General features: G+C 68.8%; 14 protein-coding genes. 7 read left to right on the top strand and 7 right to left on the bottom strand.

Features of this window, described 5'->3' with window-relative positions; genetic code table 11:
• Window positions 1-17: 17 nt before the first annotated feature.
• From AB0I04_RS12740 to AB0I04_RS12755, 4 genes are all read left to right on the top strand, one after another.
• Window positions 18-494: a PPOX class F420-dependent oxidoreductase gene (locus AB0I04_RS12740; protein ID WP_360882829.1), complete on the top strand. Its 477-nt coding sequence runs from the start codon at window positions 18-20 to the stop codon at window positions 492-494.
• Between the two features lie 148 nt (window positions 495-642).
• Window positions 643-1,017, top strand: a complete 375-nt coding sequence (locus tag AB0I04_RS12745) for a hypothetical protein (protein WP_360882831.1) — start codon at window positions 643-645, stop codon at window positions 1,015-1,017.
• A 29-nt stretch (window positions 1,018-1,046) separates the two neighbouring features.
• On the top strand, window positions 1,047-1,382 hold the full coding sequence (locus AB0I04_RS12750) for a hypothetical protein (RefSeq protein WP_360882834.1): 336 nt from the start codon (window positions 1,047-1,049) through the stop codon (window positions 1,380-1,382).
• A gap of 258 nt (window positions 1,383-1,640) precedes the next feature.
• The gene (locus tag AB0I04_RS12755) at window positions 1,641-2,534 is read left to right on the top strand and encodes an alpha/beta fold hydrolase (RefSeq protein ID WP_360882837.1); all 894 of its coding nucleotides are present in this window, start codon (window positions 1,641-1,643) and stop codon (window positions 2,532-2,534) included.
• A 17-nt stretch (window positions 2,535-2,551) separates the two neighbouring features.
• On the opposite strand, the gene AB0I04_RS12760 is transcribed toward AB0I04_RS12755, so the two are convergent.
• Together AB0I04_RS12760 and fusA are read right to left on the bottom strand one after the other, a co-directional pair.
• Window positions 2,552-3,523: a hypothetical protein gene (locus AB0I04_RS12760; RefSeq protein ID WP_360882840.1), complete on the bottom strand. Its 972-nt coding sequence runs from the start codon at window positions 3,521-3,523 to the stop codon at window positions 2,552-2,554.
• A 221-nt stretch (window positions 3,524-3,744) separates the two neighbouring features.
• Window positions 3,745-5,823: an elongation factor G gene (gene fusA / locus AB0I04_RS12765; protein ID WP_360882843.1), complete on the bottom strand. Its 2,079-nt coding sequence runs from the start codon at window positions 5,821-5,823 to the stop codon at window positions 3,745-3,747.
• 372 nt (window positions 5,824-6,195) lie between these two features.
• Here fusA and AB0I04_RS12770 point away from each other — a divergent pair, with 372 nt between their 5' ends.
• On the top strand, window positions 6,196-7,194 hold the full coding sequence (locus AB0I04_RS12770; protein ID WP_360882846.1) for a zinc-dependent alcohol dehydrogenase family protein: 999 nt from the start codon (window positions 6,196-6,198) through the stop codon (window positions 7,192-7,194).
• Between the two features lie 23 nt (window positions 7,195-7,217).
• Here AB0I04_RS12770 and AB0I04_RS12775 read toward each other — a convergent pair whose 3' ends face one another.
• Complete coding sequence (locus AB0I04_RS12775) at window positions 7,218-7,769, bottom strand: TetR family transcriptional regulator (protein WP_360882848.1); 552 nt, start codon at window positions 7,767-7,769, stop codon at window positions 7,218-7,220.
• Between the two features lie 95 nt (window positions 7,770-7,864).
• Here AB0I04_RS12775 and AB0I04_RS12780 point away from each other — a divergent pair, with 95 nt between their 5' ends.
• Window positions 7,865-8,605 carry an SDR family oxidoreductase gene (locus AB0I04_RS12780; protein WP_360882851.1) on the top strand — a complete coding sequence of 247 codons (741 nt, stop codon included), beginning with the start codon at window positions 7,865-7,867 and terminating at the stop codon, window positions 8,603-8,605.
• A 78-nt stretch (window positions 8,606-8,683) separates the two neighbouring features.
• On the opposite strand, the gene AB0I04_RS12785 is transcribed toward AB0I04_RS12780, so the two are convergent.
• Window positions 8,684-9,289, bottom strand: coding sequence for a TetR family transcriptional regulator (locus tag AB0I04_RS12785; protein ID WP_360882854.1), 606 nt, complete (start codon window positions 9,287-9,289; stop codon window positions 8,684-8,686).
• Between the two features lie 82 nt (window positions 9,290-9,371).
• Here AB0I04_RS12785 and AB0I04_RS12790 point away from each other — a divergent pair, with 82 nt between their 5' ends.
• Window positions 9,372-9,836, top strand: coding sequence for a nuclear transport factor 2 family protein (locus AB0I04_RS12790; RefSeq protein WP_360882857.1), 465 nt, complete (start codon window positions 9,372-9,374; stop codon window positions 9,834-9,836).
• Window positions 9,837-9,877: 41 nt separating this feature from the next.
• On the opposite strand, the gene AB0I04_RS12795 is transcribed toward AB0I04_RS12790, so the two are convergent.
• The 3 genes from AB0I04_RS12795 to nrdR form a co-directional block, all read right to left on the bottom strand.
• Window positions 9,878-10,387 carry a TetR-like C-terminal domain-containing protein gene (locus AB0I04_RS12795; protein WP_360882860.1) on the bottom strand — a complete coding sequence of 170 codons (510 nt, stop codon included), beginning with the start codon at window positions 10,385-10,387 and terminating at the stop codon, window positions 9,878-9,880.
• Window positions 10,388-10,692: 305 nt separating this feature from the next.
• Window positions 10,693-13,512, bottom strand: a complete 2,820-nt coding sequence (locus tag AB0I04_RS12800) for a vitamin B12-dependent ribonucleotide reductase (RefSeq protein WP_360882863.1) — start codon at window positions 13,510-13,512, stop codon at window positions 10,693-10,695.
• 72 nt (window positions 13,513-13,584) lie between these two features.
• Window positions 13,585-14,049, bottom strand: a complete 465-nt coding sequence (gene nrdR, locus AB0I04_RS12805) for a transcriptional regulator NrdR (RefSeq protein ID WP_360882866.1) — start codon at window positions 14,047-14,049, stop codon at window positions 13,585-13,587.
• Window positions 14,050-14,060 lie beyond the last annotated feature (11 nt).

Genomic DNA, 14,060 nt, shown 5'->3' on the forward strand with positions numbered 1-14,060 from the left:
ACAGAGGACCACGAACCATGAGCACCACCGACGACGCCCCCGGCTCCGGCCCCGCCCCCGTCGCCCTCTCCGACGACGCCCTCGTACGGTTCCTCGCCGAGCACCGGTTCGGGGCGCTGGCCACGAACAAGAGCAGCGGCCACCCCCATCTCTCGACCGTCCTGTATTCGTGGGACGGCGGGGAGCGCATCGCCCGGATCAGCACCACGGCGGACCGGCTGAAGGTGCGGCACCTGCGGAAGGATCCCCGGAGCGCGCTTTACGTGAGCAGCGAGGACCACTGGTCGTTCGCCGTCGCCGAGGGCACGGCGGAGATCTCCCCCGTCACGACCACGCCCGGGGACCCCACGGGGCTGGAACTGCTCGGCATGGTCCCGCCCTTCGAGGACTCAGAGGAGCAGGCGGCCTTCCTGAAGCAGATGGTGGCCGACCAACGGCTGGTGATCCGGCTGCGGGTGAGCCGTCTGTACGGCACCGCACTGGACATCCGCTGACGTCCCACCTGCACTAGCTGGGACTTTTCGTCCTTGCTGAATCTTCTTGTCGATGACAGTTGGGCACAGACAACCTTTCAAAAGGGGGCCAGTTATCGGCGGCGACAGAATGCCGTCAAAGCCCACTACAGAGGCAGGGGGACGAAAAATGAAGTTTCCAGGTAGGCGGCTGAGCACCGTCGGCATCATCGTCAGCGCAATGGCGGTGCCCGCGACCATCACGGCCACCGCCGCCAACGCCGCCACCATCCACGGCTGCCCGTCCGGGTACGTATGCATCTATCCCGGCGCCGGCTGGAACAACGACCAACCGTCGAACGAGTACTACAAGTACGGCTGCTACAAGCTCTACAACCAGTACGGCACGCATCGCGTCCTCAACAATCAGACCGGCTACGCGCCGACCGACGGGTACACGAGCTCTAACTGCAGCACGGGCTTCGAGTATTACATCGCATCCGGCGGCGCCTGGGCGGATGTGAACCTGACGCCGGTCAACTCGATCGACCTCGTCGACAACTAGACCCGATCATGAAGTTTCCACATAGCCGGTTGAGCAGTATCGGGATCATTCTCAGCGCACTGGCACCCGCGACCATCACGGCCACCGGCGCCAACGCCGCCACCATGCACGGCTGCCCACCCGGGGACGTATGCATCTATCCCGGCGCCGGCTGGAACAACGACCAACCGTCGACCATTTACTACGGGCATGGCTGTTACGCGTTCTCCAACCAGTACGGCACGCATCGCATCCTCAACAACGGTTACGCGCCGCTATACGGGTACAAAGGCGCGATCTGCGCCACGGATCCCGTCCTCACCATCGCGCCCGGCGGTTGGGCGGACGCAGATCTGACGCTGGTCGATTCGATCAAGATCGCTTAAGACCAGCTCTGATCACACGCCGGTCGGGGTGCGACACCTCCCTGAGGCAGATGGTGGCCGACCGGCCGCCGTAGATCCGGCTCCGGTGGGGCGCCGGACACTTCCGACGCCCCACCGGATACTCACCGGTATTCGTTACTCGACCGTTATTCGTAACGCTCTGGTCAGATAGTTAACCCGCGGGTAACTTCCTCCCATAAGTGATCGGTTATGTGACCTGACTCACTTCGGCGCTCCCCCACGCCTCCGGGAGGAACCGTGCCCGCACGCCCCCGCACCCTCCGTACACTCTTCCTCACCGCCGCCGCAGCCCTCTCCACCGTCGTCGTCGCCGTCCTGTCCGCCCCCGCGCACGCGGACACCCCCATCGAGGCGGCCAAGGCGCTCGCCGCCCCCGGCGTTCCCGGCGCGAACGACTGGTCGTGCCGGCCGACCGCCGCCCATCCCCGCCCCGTGGTCCTTGTCCACGGCACCTTCGCCAACGGCAGCGTCAACTGGCTCACCGCGGCCCCCGCCCTCGCCGCGCGCGGATACTGCGTCTTCGCCCTCACCTACGGCGAGGTCTCTGGTGTCCCCGTCCTTCGCGCCGTCGCACCGGTGGCCGACTCGGCGGCCCAGCTGTCGACGTTCGTCACCGGCGTCCTCGCCGCCACGGACGCCGCCCAGGTCGACATCGTCGGGCACTCGCAGGGCGGCATGATGCCGCGCTACTACCTGCGGTTCCTCGGCGGCGCGGCCAAGGTGCACGCCCTCGTCGGGCTGGCCCCCTCCAACCATGGGACCACCCTCGACGGCCTCGCCGCCCTGGCGTCCTCCTACCCGGGCGCGCTCGACCTCCTGAACGCCGGCTGCCCGGCCTGCGTCGACCAGATGGTCGGATCGGCCCTGCTGACCAGGCTGAACGCCGGCGGCGACACGGTCCCGGGCGTCTCCTACACCGTCATCGCCACCAAGTACGACGAGGTCGTCACGCCGTACGGCACGCAGTTCCTCAGCGGCTCCGGCGTCCGCAACGTCACCGTGCAGAACCTCTGCCCGGTCGACATCTCCGAGCACGCCGCGATGGCCTTCGACCCGGTCGTGCTGCACGAGGTCGAGAACGCCCTCGACCCCGCCCACGCCACCACCACGACCTGCCTCTCCCACGGCTGAACCCGTCCCGGGGGCGGTCAGCCGCCCTCGGGGCCTTCTCTCCGTACGATCCGCAGGACCGCCGTCAGCAGCGTCAGGCCGGCGGCGATGCCGAGAGCGTGCTCGGCGACCGCCACCCCGGTGTACTCGGCGGTCGTGAAGCCCCCGGGCCGCAGGATCACCATCGGCAGCTTCCAGCCGCTCCACGCGAAGAGCGAGCCCGACGCCGCGAAGGCCAGGGTCGTCGGGATCCACCGCCGCAGCCCGGCGGGCCGCCCGCGCGTGAGCGCCCACACGCTCCAGGCACCCAGCAGGGCCCACAGTCCCGAACTGGCGTTCAGCAGCCGTCCATTGAGATCCCAGTGGTCGCGATGGGCCGGATCGAGGCCCAGCGTCCCGCCCATGCCCCAGAAGCACCAGAGCACGCCCAGCCCGACGGTCACGGCGAGCGCCGCCCTGACGAGTGACGACGCGCCGGTCTCGCCGCGTCCGAGCCGGCCGAGGAAGGCACGCGGCCACCGCTCCCGCAGATAGATCGGCAGCGCCACCGCGAGCCCGACGGCCATCCCCGCGAACCCGATCGAGATGAGCACCGTCTCCCACTGCGGCGCCGAACCGGACTTGTCCTGCCCACCGCCCAGGTCGGCCCCGAACGTGCCGAGGAGGCCCTCGGCCACCATGTACGGAATCATGGGAACGAGGAAGCCCGCCCCCACCCACGCGAAGAAGACCACCGGAGCGGCGGGCAGTCGGCGTCCCCACCGCTGGGCCAGCGCCAGCCCGAGTCCGACCCCAGTCGTCGACATCGCCACCGTGACGGCGTTCAGCACCACCCAGTCGGCGGTGCCGAAACCCTCCGGGGCGCGGCCGATGAACGCCGCGACGACCCAGATGACCTTGACGACCAGGTAGGACCCCATGCTGAGCGCCGCGCCGTAACCGGCGATCCTGCGCGCGGCGCTCCAGCGCGCGCCCACGCCTACCGGCGGTCCCGCCAGATCTCGCACCATCCGAACCAGCACTCCCCGTCGAGCCGATGTGACCCTGGCGAGCCTTGCGGAGACGCCGATCGGGCAGGACCCTCTGCGGTGTGAACAGCCGGTGATCCGCCTCCCCTTCGCGGGGGAGACGTCGCCTGCCTTCCAGACGGGACCGTGCCTCGCCGAGGCTCGTGACGCCGCCGGAAACGCCGGGCGTTCCACCGCGGGACCGCGGCGGAACGCCCGTACGGTCAGGCTCGTACGCCGATCTCCTCGGCCAGGTGACGCGGGACCTCGGCGTACGAGTCGAACTCCATCGAGTAGCTCGCCCGTCCCGAGGTCCGGCTACGGAGATCACCGACGTAGCCGAACATCTCCGACAGCGGCACCAGCCCCCGTACGATCCGGGCGCCGGACCGCTCGTCCATGGCCTGGATGTGGCCACGGCGCGCGTTCAGGTCACCGATCACCTCGCCCGTGTAGTCGTCGGGCGTGGTGACCTCGACCGCCATGACCGGCTCCAGGAGCACCGGAGCGGCCTGGCGAGCGGCCTCCTTGAACGCGTGGAAGCCGGCCTGATGGAACGCGAGCTCGGAGGAGTCCTGCTCGTGGAAGGCGCCGTCGAGGAGCGTGACGCGCACGCCCGTCATCTCGTAGCCGGCCACGACGCCGACCCGCATCGCGTCCTGGCAGCCGGCGTCCACCGCGGGGATGAACTCCTTCGGGACACGCCCACCGGTGACCCTGTTCACGAACTCGTAGCCGTCCGCGATCGGTTCGATGGAGAGCTGGACCTTGGCGAACTGCCCCTTTCCTCCCGTCTGCTTCTTGTGCGTGTACTCGGCCTTCTCGACCGGCCTGCGGATGGTCTCCCGGTAGGCGACCCGCGGCCGGCCGACCGTCGTCTCGACGCCGAACTCGCGTTCCAGCCGGTCGACGACGATCGACAGGTGAAGCTCGCCCATCCCGCCGATGACGGTCTGGCCGGTCTCCTCCCCGGTCCGTACCGTGAAGGACGGATCCTCCTCCGCGAGCCGGCGGACCGCGAGCCGAAGTCTCTCCCCGTCGCGCCGGGCCACGGCCTCGATGGCCACCTCGATGACCGGGTCCGGGAAGTCCATGGACTCCAGGACCACCGGGTTCCGGCCGTCGCACAGCGTCTCGCCGGTCGTGGTGTCCTTCAGCCCCATGACGGCGACGATGTCACCGGCACCCGCCGACTCCAGCTCCAGCCGTTTGTCGGCGTGCATCCGGTAGAGCTTGCCGACCTTCTCCTTCCTGCCCTTGACGGAGTTGAGCACCGTGCCGCCCGGCTCGAGGCGGCCGGCGTAGACCCGGACGAAGGCCAGCCTGCCGAGGTGCGCGTCGGTCAGGACCTTGAACACCAGCGCGGCCAGTGGCTCGTCCTCGGACGGCCGGACGGCGACTTCCCGCTCGTCGTCCAGTGGGGACGGCAGGTACCGAACGACCGCGTCGAGCAGCGGCTGCACGCCTTTGTTCTTGAAGGCCGTGCCGCAGAGCACCGGTGTGACCGTGACGCCCGCCGACCTGCCGGACGCGATCGTGATCCGCCGGATCGCCGCGTACAGCGACTCCTCGGACGGTTCGACGCCGTCCGCGTAGTGCCGCATGGCCTCGTCGTCGTACTCGGCGACCGTCTCCAGCAGCCTGCCGCGCCACTCACGGGCGGCCGCGCGATGCGCATCCGGAACGTCGACGAGGTCGTACGCCTCGCCGAGGCTCGCCTCGGCGGACCAGACGTACGCCTTCATCCGGACGAGGTCGATGACGCCGGTGAAGCCGTCCTCGGCCCCGATCGGCAACTGGACGACCAGCGGCACCGCCCCGAGCCGATCGGCGATCATGCCGACGCACCGGTGGAAGTCTCCGCCGGCGCGGTCGAGCTTGTTGACGAAGCAGATCCGCGGCACGCCGTACCTGTCGGCCTGACGCCAGACGGTCTCGGACTGCGGCTCCACGCCGGCGACCCCGTCGAAGACCGCCACGGCGCCGTCGAGCACCCGCAGGCAGCGCTCCACCTCGACGGTGAAGTCGACGTGCCCGGGAGTGTCGATGATGTTGATCAGGTGATCGGTGCCGTCGAGCGCCCAGTGACAGGTGGTCGCGGCGGACGTGATCGTGATGCCGCGTTCCCTTTCCTGCGGCAGATAGTCCATTGTCGTATTACCGTCATGGACCTCGCCGAGTTTGTAGGAGACGCCGGTGTAGTAAAGAATGCGCTCGGTGGTCGTCGTCTTGCCCGCGTCGATGTGGGCCACGATCCCGATGTTGCGAACCTTGGCCAGATCCAGACGGGTGGTGGTGGCCATGGGCTTGTTCCTTTCTGCGCTCGGGTGGGATGCGACGACCGGTCGTACCAGGTCATGAGTATGAACGCGGCACCCCGGGCGGCGCACGCGATTTTCGGCGGCCGGTCGCCCCGACCGGCGTGGCTCGGCGCGATTGACGGATTGAATGCGCTACCGAATCGGCGGACACGACGGCGTTGATCCGGGCCGGGGAACGGGAATGGCGCGTGGCCATGGAATTGGCCATGCGAATGTCGAACGCCCCGCACCTGAGGCCGGAGGCGGCGCCGCACGGTCGCGCGGCCAACTAAGTACGATGACGATCGAAGTTTGACAGCGATCGTAACTTCGCGCTTGAGTTGGGGCACCACGACGTCACGGAAGGACGACGCGATGACCAGGACGGTGCGGTTCCACGAGCTCGGCGGCCCCGAGGTGATACGGCTCGAGGACCTGAAGGTCGGCGAGCCGGGGCCGGGCGAGGTACGGATCCGGGTGGACGCGATCGGCCTGAACAGGGCCGAGGCGCTGTTCCGGAGCGGCCACTACATCGAGCCGGTGAAGCGGTTCCCCGCCAGGCTGGGCACCGAGGCCGCCGGCATGATCGAGGCGGTCGGTGAGGGCATCACCGGGCTGCGGCCCGGGCAGCCGGTCAGCACCGTGCCCGCGTTCTCGCAGAACGACTACGGGGTCTATGCCGAACAGGCGATCGTGCCCGCCGCGGCGGTGGTGCGCCGCCCCGATGGGCTCGGCGCGATCGAGGGCGCGGCGGTGTGGATGCCGTACGTCACGGCGTACGGCGCGCTGGTGGAGGTCGGCGGGATGCGCCCCGGAGACACGGTGGTGCTGAACGCCGCGTCCAGCAGCGTGGGGCTGGCCGCCATCCATGTCGCCCGCCGCATCGGCGCCACGCCGATCGCCCTCACCCGTACCACCGCCAAGAGGGAGGCGCTGCTGAAGGAGGGCGCGGCGGAGGTGATCGTCACTGAGTCGGAGGACGTGGTCGAGCGGGTGCTGGCGGCGACCGGCGGGCGGGGCGCCGAATTCGTCTTCGACGCGGTCGCCGGTCCCGGCGTGATGGAGCTGGCCAAGGTGGTCGCCGACGAGGGCATGCACCTGGTGTACGGCGCGCTGAGCGGCGAGCCGACCCCCTATCCGGGGCTCGACCTCGGCATGCCCGCGCTGAGCATGCGCACCTACACGCTGTACGAGACGACGAGACGACCCGAGCGGCTGCGCCGGGCTGCGGCCTTCGTGACCTCCGGGCTGCGCTCGGGCGCCTTCCGGCCCGTTGTGGACCGCACCTTCGACCTGGAGCAGATCGTCGAGGCCCACCGGTACCTGGAGTCGAACGCCCAGATCGGCAAGATCGTCGTCACTGTCGCGCGCTGATCACCGGGTCCTGCCGTGGCGGGCTACTCGTGACGACGCAGTCCGTCGAGAACGACGTGGAGCAGATGCCGGGCGCGGGTGTCCCACTCGGCCTGCTCGAGGCGGGTCAGATAGCCGATGAGGAGGATGACGTCGCGGGCGTCGACGTCTGGGCGGACAGTCCCTTCGGCCTTGCCGGCGGCGAGGAGCGCGGTCAGCGCGTCGCCGATGGGGCCGAGGCCGTGGGCGGAGAGGTCCTGCCCCACCGACGCTTCGACCGCGGCGAACACCCCACGCTTGACCTCCGCGTATTCGACCACTCGGTCGAACCAGCGAGCCAGCGCGGTGAGCGGCTCGTGTTCGGCGAGCAGCGCCGGGGCCGCCGCCACGAGTTCGTCGACGTCCTCCCGGTAGACCTCGGCGAGCAGGTCCTCGCGTGTCGGGAAATGGCGGTAGAGGGTTCCCTGGCCGACCCCCGCCTGCTTCGCGATCGCGTTGAGCTTCACCTCGTCCGCGTTCGCGATGACCTCTCGTGCGACGCGGATGATCCGCGCGCGATTGTCGGCCGCGTCGGCCCGGCGGCGGGTTGAGTCCATCGTTCCTCTGCTCGGCGACTGGCTAAGCGGACACGTGTCCGGTAGTGTTCGAAGCTATGCGGACATGTGTCCACTTTACTTTGGAGGGATCCCCCATGCCAGCCATCAGCGGCAAGGTCGTCGCCATCACCGGAGCGAGCAGCGGCATCGGCGAGGCCACGGCGCGCCTGCTCGCCGAGCACGGCGCGGCCGTCGTCCTCGGCGCGCGCCGGACCCAGCGCCTCGACGAGCTCGCCCAGGACATCCGCGACCGCGGCGGACGTGCCATCACCTGCGCCACCGACGTCGCTCGCCGCGAGGACCTCGAACGACTCGTCGACCGGGCCGTGGCGGAGTTCGGCCGGCTCGACGTGCTGGTAGGCAACGCCGGCATCGCCAAGATCGGGCCCATGGCCGACCTCGATGTCGACGGCTGGTCCGCGATGATCGACGTCAACCTGCGCGGGGTGCTCCATGGCATCGCCGCCGCCCTGCCCGTGTTCCGCCGGCAGGGCCAGGGCCACCTGGTGACCACGGTGTCGACGTCCGGCCTGAAGATCGTCCCTACCCAGGCGGTCTACGCCGCGACCAAGAACGCCGTCCGCACGCTCCTGGAAGGACTGCGGCAGGAGTCGACCGATGGCGTGCTCCGGACGACCGCGGTGTCGCCGGGCTACGTCCGCACCGAACTCACCGACTCTGTCGACAACGCCGACGACCGCGAGCAGATCCGCCGCGCGATGGACGGATTCGCCATCGCGCCGGAAGCGGTCGCCCGCGCTGTCGCCTTCGCCATCGAACAGCCCCATGACGTCGAGATCGGCGAGATCACCATCCGCCCGACCGTTCAGGGCTAGGGCATGTCAGTGGCGGTGGGCTTCGCGGAGCGGCAGGTCGGCCTCCGGCGCCGGGCCGCCGCGGAGCCCATGCCCCGGTCACTCTGGCCGGGCGAACGCCTCATGGAGGAATGAAAGGGCCTTCTCGCACTCCTGTTGGAGAGGGCCACGCATGCCTGATTCCAGCCAGAACGTGACGGCGACACGCATCGCGTCCGTGACGGCGTGCGTGAGCACGTGGGCACGCAGTTCGGCGTCGTGGGTCCTGGGGCCGTCGGCGAGCAGGGCCGTCACGAAATGCTCCTGGCCACCGCGCCAGACGAGCTGGAACATCCGCGCCTGAAGAGCGGGCACCGTCTGGACCAGGCGGTATCCGCGCAAGGTGCGAGCCGGATCGCCGGCGCTCAAACCGGCGAGCATCGCTCGCGCCACGAAGTCGACATCGGTCTCTCCCGGTCGGCGCTCGGCCAGCGCCTCACGGGTCGCCTCCTCGACACCCTGACCGCCGAGAAGAACGTCCTCTTTGGCCGGGAAGTATCGGTAGAACGTCCGCGGCGAGACATCGGCCACCGCCGCGATCTCCTCCACCGACACGGCCTCATACCCCTTCTCCTCGAAGAGGCGCAGAGCGACATCGAGGATCGCTTCCTGAGTGCGCTTCCTCTTGCGCGCCCGCAGGCCGGTGTCCTCGCTGCTGGCCGTCACGGCCTCAGCGTAGCGATCGTTTGACACCCATGCCAACTGACAGGATTGCCAAATGGCAGATGTGCCACTACTGTCCCGGGGCATGCGACTCACCGATAAGATCGACCAATTCCACCGGGCGTACAGCGACCACGACATCGAGGGGGCGCTGGCGTACCTGGCCGAAGACGTGGTCATCCAGTTCCCGACCAGTCCGCAGGCCACTCGCGGCAAGCAGAGCATCCGGCCAGTCTGGTCGATGGTGTTCACGACCGTCATCCCCGACATTCGCCAGGAGATGCTCTCGACAGTGGCACACGGGCGATTCGCGGCCTGCGAGTTCGTCGAAACCGGAACGCTCACCGTCCCGTCCGAGGTGGCCGACCCGATGGGCCTCTCTCCGGGCGGCCGGCCCTATTCGATGAACATGGCATCGTTCTTTCATTTCGACGACGAAGGCCTCATCGACGGGATCCGCTCCTACTGGGACACCGGGACCTTCGCGGACCAGATCGGGATCGACATCGGCGTCATCCGCTCCCTGCAGGCTCGCGCCCACGCGGCATAGAAGGGCACCGAGCACCGTTCCGATCCACCGGCGTCGGCACATCACCTCTGACATGCCGAAGGGAACCGGCCATGGTCGGTTCCCTTTTTCCGCTGCGCGTTTCGTCTAGTCGGCGCGCTCGGGCGGTCGCATGCCGTTCGTGAAACGGTCGACCAGCGAATGCGCCAGCTGCGCGCGGTGCCCTGTGCGGTGGTCCCGGCCATCGCCTGCAGTGCGCCGTCACGGACGAGGGCGACCAGGCCGTGGGCGGCCGCCCAGGCCAGCAGTGCCAGCTCCTGCGCCGCCTCCGGCTCCTGCGGTCGCCCGCTGATGCCGGCCGTGGCCTGCCGCAGCACGGCGAACGACTGCTGCTGAGCGGCCTGCAGGTTCGGGTCGTCGGCATGGAGCTGGTCCGGGCGGAACATTAGGTCGAACAGTGCCGGATTGTCCAGGCCGAACCGGAGGTAGGCCCGTCCAAGCGCCGTGAACCGGGCGGACGCGTCCGGTCCGGCATCGGCGGCGGCGAGTGCCTCGCCGAGCCCGCGAAAGCCTGCCGCGGCGACCGCGGTCAACAGGCCGGCGCGGTCCCCGAAGTGCCACTTCGGACCCTTCAGCCACCACGCATAGCTGAGAGACGGCGCCCACCGTCGGTCAGTTCGCCGTGCCTGCCCGCAGAAGACAGGAGAGCGGCGACTCTGATCTATTTCACACTAAATTTCATCTATTCCTCTACTAGAGAGGACTTATGTCGCGACGGACCGACTCGCAGAAACAGGTCGAGGGGGATCCGGAGCGTCTCCGGATCCCCCTCGTCACCAGGCATGATGGCCGTAGCCGATCAGCCCGGGTGTTGGATCAGCTGCAATTTGACCCGTTTTCAGCTGCAGCCGCTGGTGGAGCCGCAGCCCTCGCAGACGTAGCAGCTGCCCGCCGGGCGCATCTTCGTGCCGCAGGTGAGGCACAGCGGCGCGTCAGCCGTACGGCCCTGGTGGCTCTCGATCAGCTCGGTCGAGGAGTGCGCGGCCGCGGGCGGCTCGGGCTCCTTGACCTTCGGCTGCTCGACCGGGACCGACTGGGCGAGCGACTCACGATCGACGTCGTCCTCCGTGTGGAGGGACGCCGGGTCCTGGCCCGCCGCCTGCGCGGTGCGCTCCTCGGCGGAGAAGATCCCCAGCTCGGCGCGCGTCTCGTACGGCAGGTGGTCCAGGGCGAGGCGACGGAAGATGTAGTCCATCATCGAGGTCGCCATGCGGATGTCCGGGTCGTCGGTCATGCCCGCCGGCTCGAACCGCATGTTGGTGAACTTGTCGACCCAGGTCTCCAGCGGCACGCCGTACTGGAGGCTGATGGAGATCGCCATCGAGAAGGCGTCCATCACGCCCGCCAGGGTGGAGCCCTGCTTGCCGAGCTTGAGGAACACCTCGCCGAGCCCGTTGTCGGGGTAGCTGGAGGCGGTCATGTAGCCCTCGGCGCCGCCGACGGAGAACCGGGTGACGGTCGCGGACCGCTGCTTGGGCAGGCGGGTACGGACCGGGCCGCGCTCGACGACCGGGGCCGGCGCCTCCTCGACCTTCTGCTCGGTCTTCTTCTTGGCCACCGACAGCGGCTGGCCGACCTTGCAGTTGTCGCGGTAGATCGCGAGCGCCTTCAGGCCGAGCTTCCAGCCCTCGAAGTAGATCTTCTCGACGTCCTCGACGGTGGCCTGCTCCGGCATGTTCACGGTCTTGGAGATCGCGCCGGACAGGAACGGCTGCACCGCGGCCATCATCCGCACGTGGCCCATCGGGCTGATGGCCCGCTCGCCCATCGCGCAGTCGAAGACCTCGTAGTGCTCGGTGCGCAGGCCGGGCGCGTCGACGACGTGACCGTGCTCGGCGATGTACTCGACGACCGCCTCGATCTGCTCCTGCTGGTAGCCGAGCTTCTTGAGGGCGCGCGGCACGGTCTGGTTGACGATCTGCATCGAGCCGCCGCCGACCAGCTTCTTGTACTTGACCAGCGCCAGGTCGGGCTCGATGCCCGTCGTGTCGCAGTCCATCATGAGGCCGATCGTGCCGGTCGGCGCGAGCAGTGACGCCTGGGCGTTGCGGTAGCCGTTCCTCTCGCCGAGCTTGAGGCACTGCTGCCACTGCTTGGTGGCCTCGAGGTGGATGGACTTGTCCATCTCGTCGAGCGTGCGGATCTCGTCGTTGGCGACGGCGTGCTTGCGCATGACGCGCTTGTGCGCCTCGGCGTTGCGGGCGTAGCCCTCGTACGTGCCGACCGCGGCCGCGAGCTCGGCGGAGCGGCGGTAGGCCACGCCGGTCATCAGCGAGGTGATGGTGCCCGCGAGCGAGCGCCCGCCCTCGGAGTCGTACGCGTGGCCGGTCGCCATCAGCAGCGCGCCGAGGTTGGCGTAGCCGATGCCGAGCTGCCGGTACGCCCGCGTCGTCTCGCCGATCTTCTCGGTCGGGAAGTCCGCGAACGTGATGGAGATGTCCATCGCGGTGATGACCAGCTCGCTGAGCTTGACGAACCGCGCGACGTCGAAGGTGTTGTCCTCGCCCAGGAACTTCAGCAGGTTGATGCTGGCCAGGTTGCAGGACGAGTTGTCCAGGCTCATGTACTCCGAGCACGGGTTGCTGGCCGTGATACGCCCGGTCTCGGGGTTCGTGTGCCAGTCGTTGATCGTGTCGTCGTACTGGATGCCCGGGTCCGCGCACTCCCAGGCCGCCTTGGCGACCTTGCGGAACAGGCCCTTGGCGTCGACCCGCTCGATGACCTCGCCCGTACGGCGGGCGCGCAGGCCGAAGGAGTCGCCCGACTCGACCGCGCGCATGAACTCGTCGGAGACACGGACGGAGTTGTTGGCGTTCTGGTACTGGACGCTGACGATGTCCTTGCCGCCGAGGTCCATGTCGAAGCCGGCGTCGCGGAGCGCGCGGATCTTGTCCTCTTCGCGCGCCTTGGTCTCGATGAACTCCTCGACGTCGGGGTGGTCGACGTCGAGGACGAGCATCTTCGCCGCCCTGCGGGTCGCGCCACCGGACTTGATGGTGCCCGCGGAGGCGTCGGCGCCGCGCATGAACGACACCGGGCCGCTCGCGGTGCCGCCGGAGGACAGCAGCTCCTTGCTGGAGCGGATGCGGGAGAGGTTCACACCCGACCCGGAGCCGCCCTTGAAGATGACGCCCTCTTCCTTGTACCAGTCCAGGATCGCCTCCATCGTGTCGTCCACCGACAGGATGAAGCAGGCGCTGACCTGCTGCGGAGAGGCCGTGCCGACGTTGAACCAGACCGGCGAGTTGAAGCTGAACACCTGGTTGACCAGGGCGTGCTTCAGCTCGTGGTCGAAGATCTCGGCGTCCTCGTCGGAGGCGAAGTAGCCCTCCTTGACGCCGGTCTCGGTGTAGACCCCGACGACCCGGTCGACCAGCTGCTTCAGGCTCCACTCGCGCTGCGGGGTCCCCACCGCGCCGCGGAAGTACTTCGACGTGACGATGTTGACCGCGTTGACGGACCAGGACGCGGGGAACTCGACGCCCTTCTGCTCGAAGTTCACCGACCCGTCGCGCCAGTTGGTCATGACGACGTCGCGCCGCTCCCACTTGACGTCGTCGTACGGGTGGACGCCCGGCCGCGTGAAGATGCGCTCCATCTTCACGCCCTTGCGGCTCGCCTTACCCCGTCGGGCTGAGCCGCTCACCGTCTCTGTCATGACATCCCCCTTCTCGGGCACACCAGGCCCACCTCCAGGATTACCCGTACAGCCCGCGGCGCGGGCGCCGCCCTAGGACAGGACGTCGCCGTCGGACGCCACGCGCAGCGATTCGATTTCCTTGGCGAAGTCGTCGAGCGTCTCGAACCCCCGGTATACGGAGGCGAATCGCAGGTACGCGACCTCGTCCAGTTCGCGGAGCGGGCCGAGGATCGCCAGCCCGATCTGGTGCGAGGGAATCTCGGCGTTTCCGGTCGCCCGGATCGCCTCCTCGACCCGCTGCCCGAGCATGGCGAGCGCGTCCTCGTTGACGGGACGGCCCTGACACGCCCGGCGCACTCCAGCGATGATCTTCTCCCGGGAGAACGGCTCGGTGACGCCACTGCGCTTGGCGACCATCATGAGGACCGTCTCCTGGGTGGTGAAGCGACGACCGCACTCTGGGCACGAGCGACGGCGCCGGATGGCGGATCCGTCGTCGGTCGCCCGGCTGTCGATGACCCTGCTGTCGGTGTGTCGGCAGAACGGGCAGTGCATGCCTCCGGACT

The organism is Actinoallomurus sp. NPDC050550 (genome assembly GCF_040655075.1).
In the GTDB taxonomy this organism is placed as follows: domain Bacteria; phylum Actinomycetota; class Actinomycetes; order Streptosporangiales; family Streptosporangiaceae; genus Actinoallomurus.

What these genes read in the sequence shown, in the direction of transcription:
- AB0I04_RS12740 (WP_360882829.1), top strand. Translation starts at nt 18, where the DNA reads ATGAGCACCACCGACGACGCCCCCGGCTCCGGCCCCGCCCCCGTCGCC.
- AB0I04_RS12745 (WP_360882831.1), top strand. Translation starts at nt 643, where the DNA reads ATGAAGTTTCCAGGTAGGCGGCTGAGCACCGTCGGCATCATCGTCAGC.
- AB0I04_RS12760 (WP_360882840.1), bottom strand. Translation starts at nt 3,523, where the DNA reads ATGGTGCGAGATCTGGCGGGACCGCCGGTAGGCGTGGGCGCGCGCTGG.
- fusA (WP_360882843.1), bottom strand. Translation starts at nt 5,823, where the DNA reads ATGGCCACCACCACCCGTCTGGATCTGGCCAAGGTTCGCAACATCGGG.
- AB0I04_RS12770 (WP_360882846.1), top strand. Translation starts at nt 6,196, where the DNA reads ATGACCAGGACGGTGCGGTTCCACGAGCTCGGCGGCCCCGAGGTGATA.
- AB0I04_RS12775 (WP_360882848.1), bottom strand. Translation starts at nt 7,769, where the DNA reads ATGGACTCAACCCGCCGCCGGGCCGACGCGGCCGACAATCGCGCGCGG.
- AB0I04_RS12780 (WP_360882851.1), top strand. Translation starts at nt 7,865, where the DNA reads ATGCCAGCCATCAGCGGCAAGGTCGTCGCCATCACCGGAGCGAGCAGC.
- AB0I04_RS12790 (WP_360882857.1), top strand. Translation starts at nt 9,372, where the DNA reads ATGCGACTCACCGATAAGATCGACCAATTCCACCGGGCGTACAGCGAC.
- AB0I04_RS12800 (WP_360882863.1), bottom strand. Translation starts at nt 13,512, where the DNA reads ATGACAGAGACGGTGAGCGGCTCAGCCCGACGGGGTAAGGCGAGCCGC.
- nrdR (WP_360882866.1), bottom strand. Translation starts at nt 14,049, where the DNA reads ATGCACTGCCCGTTCTGCCGACACACCGACAGCAGGGTCATCGACAGC.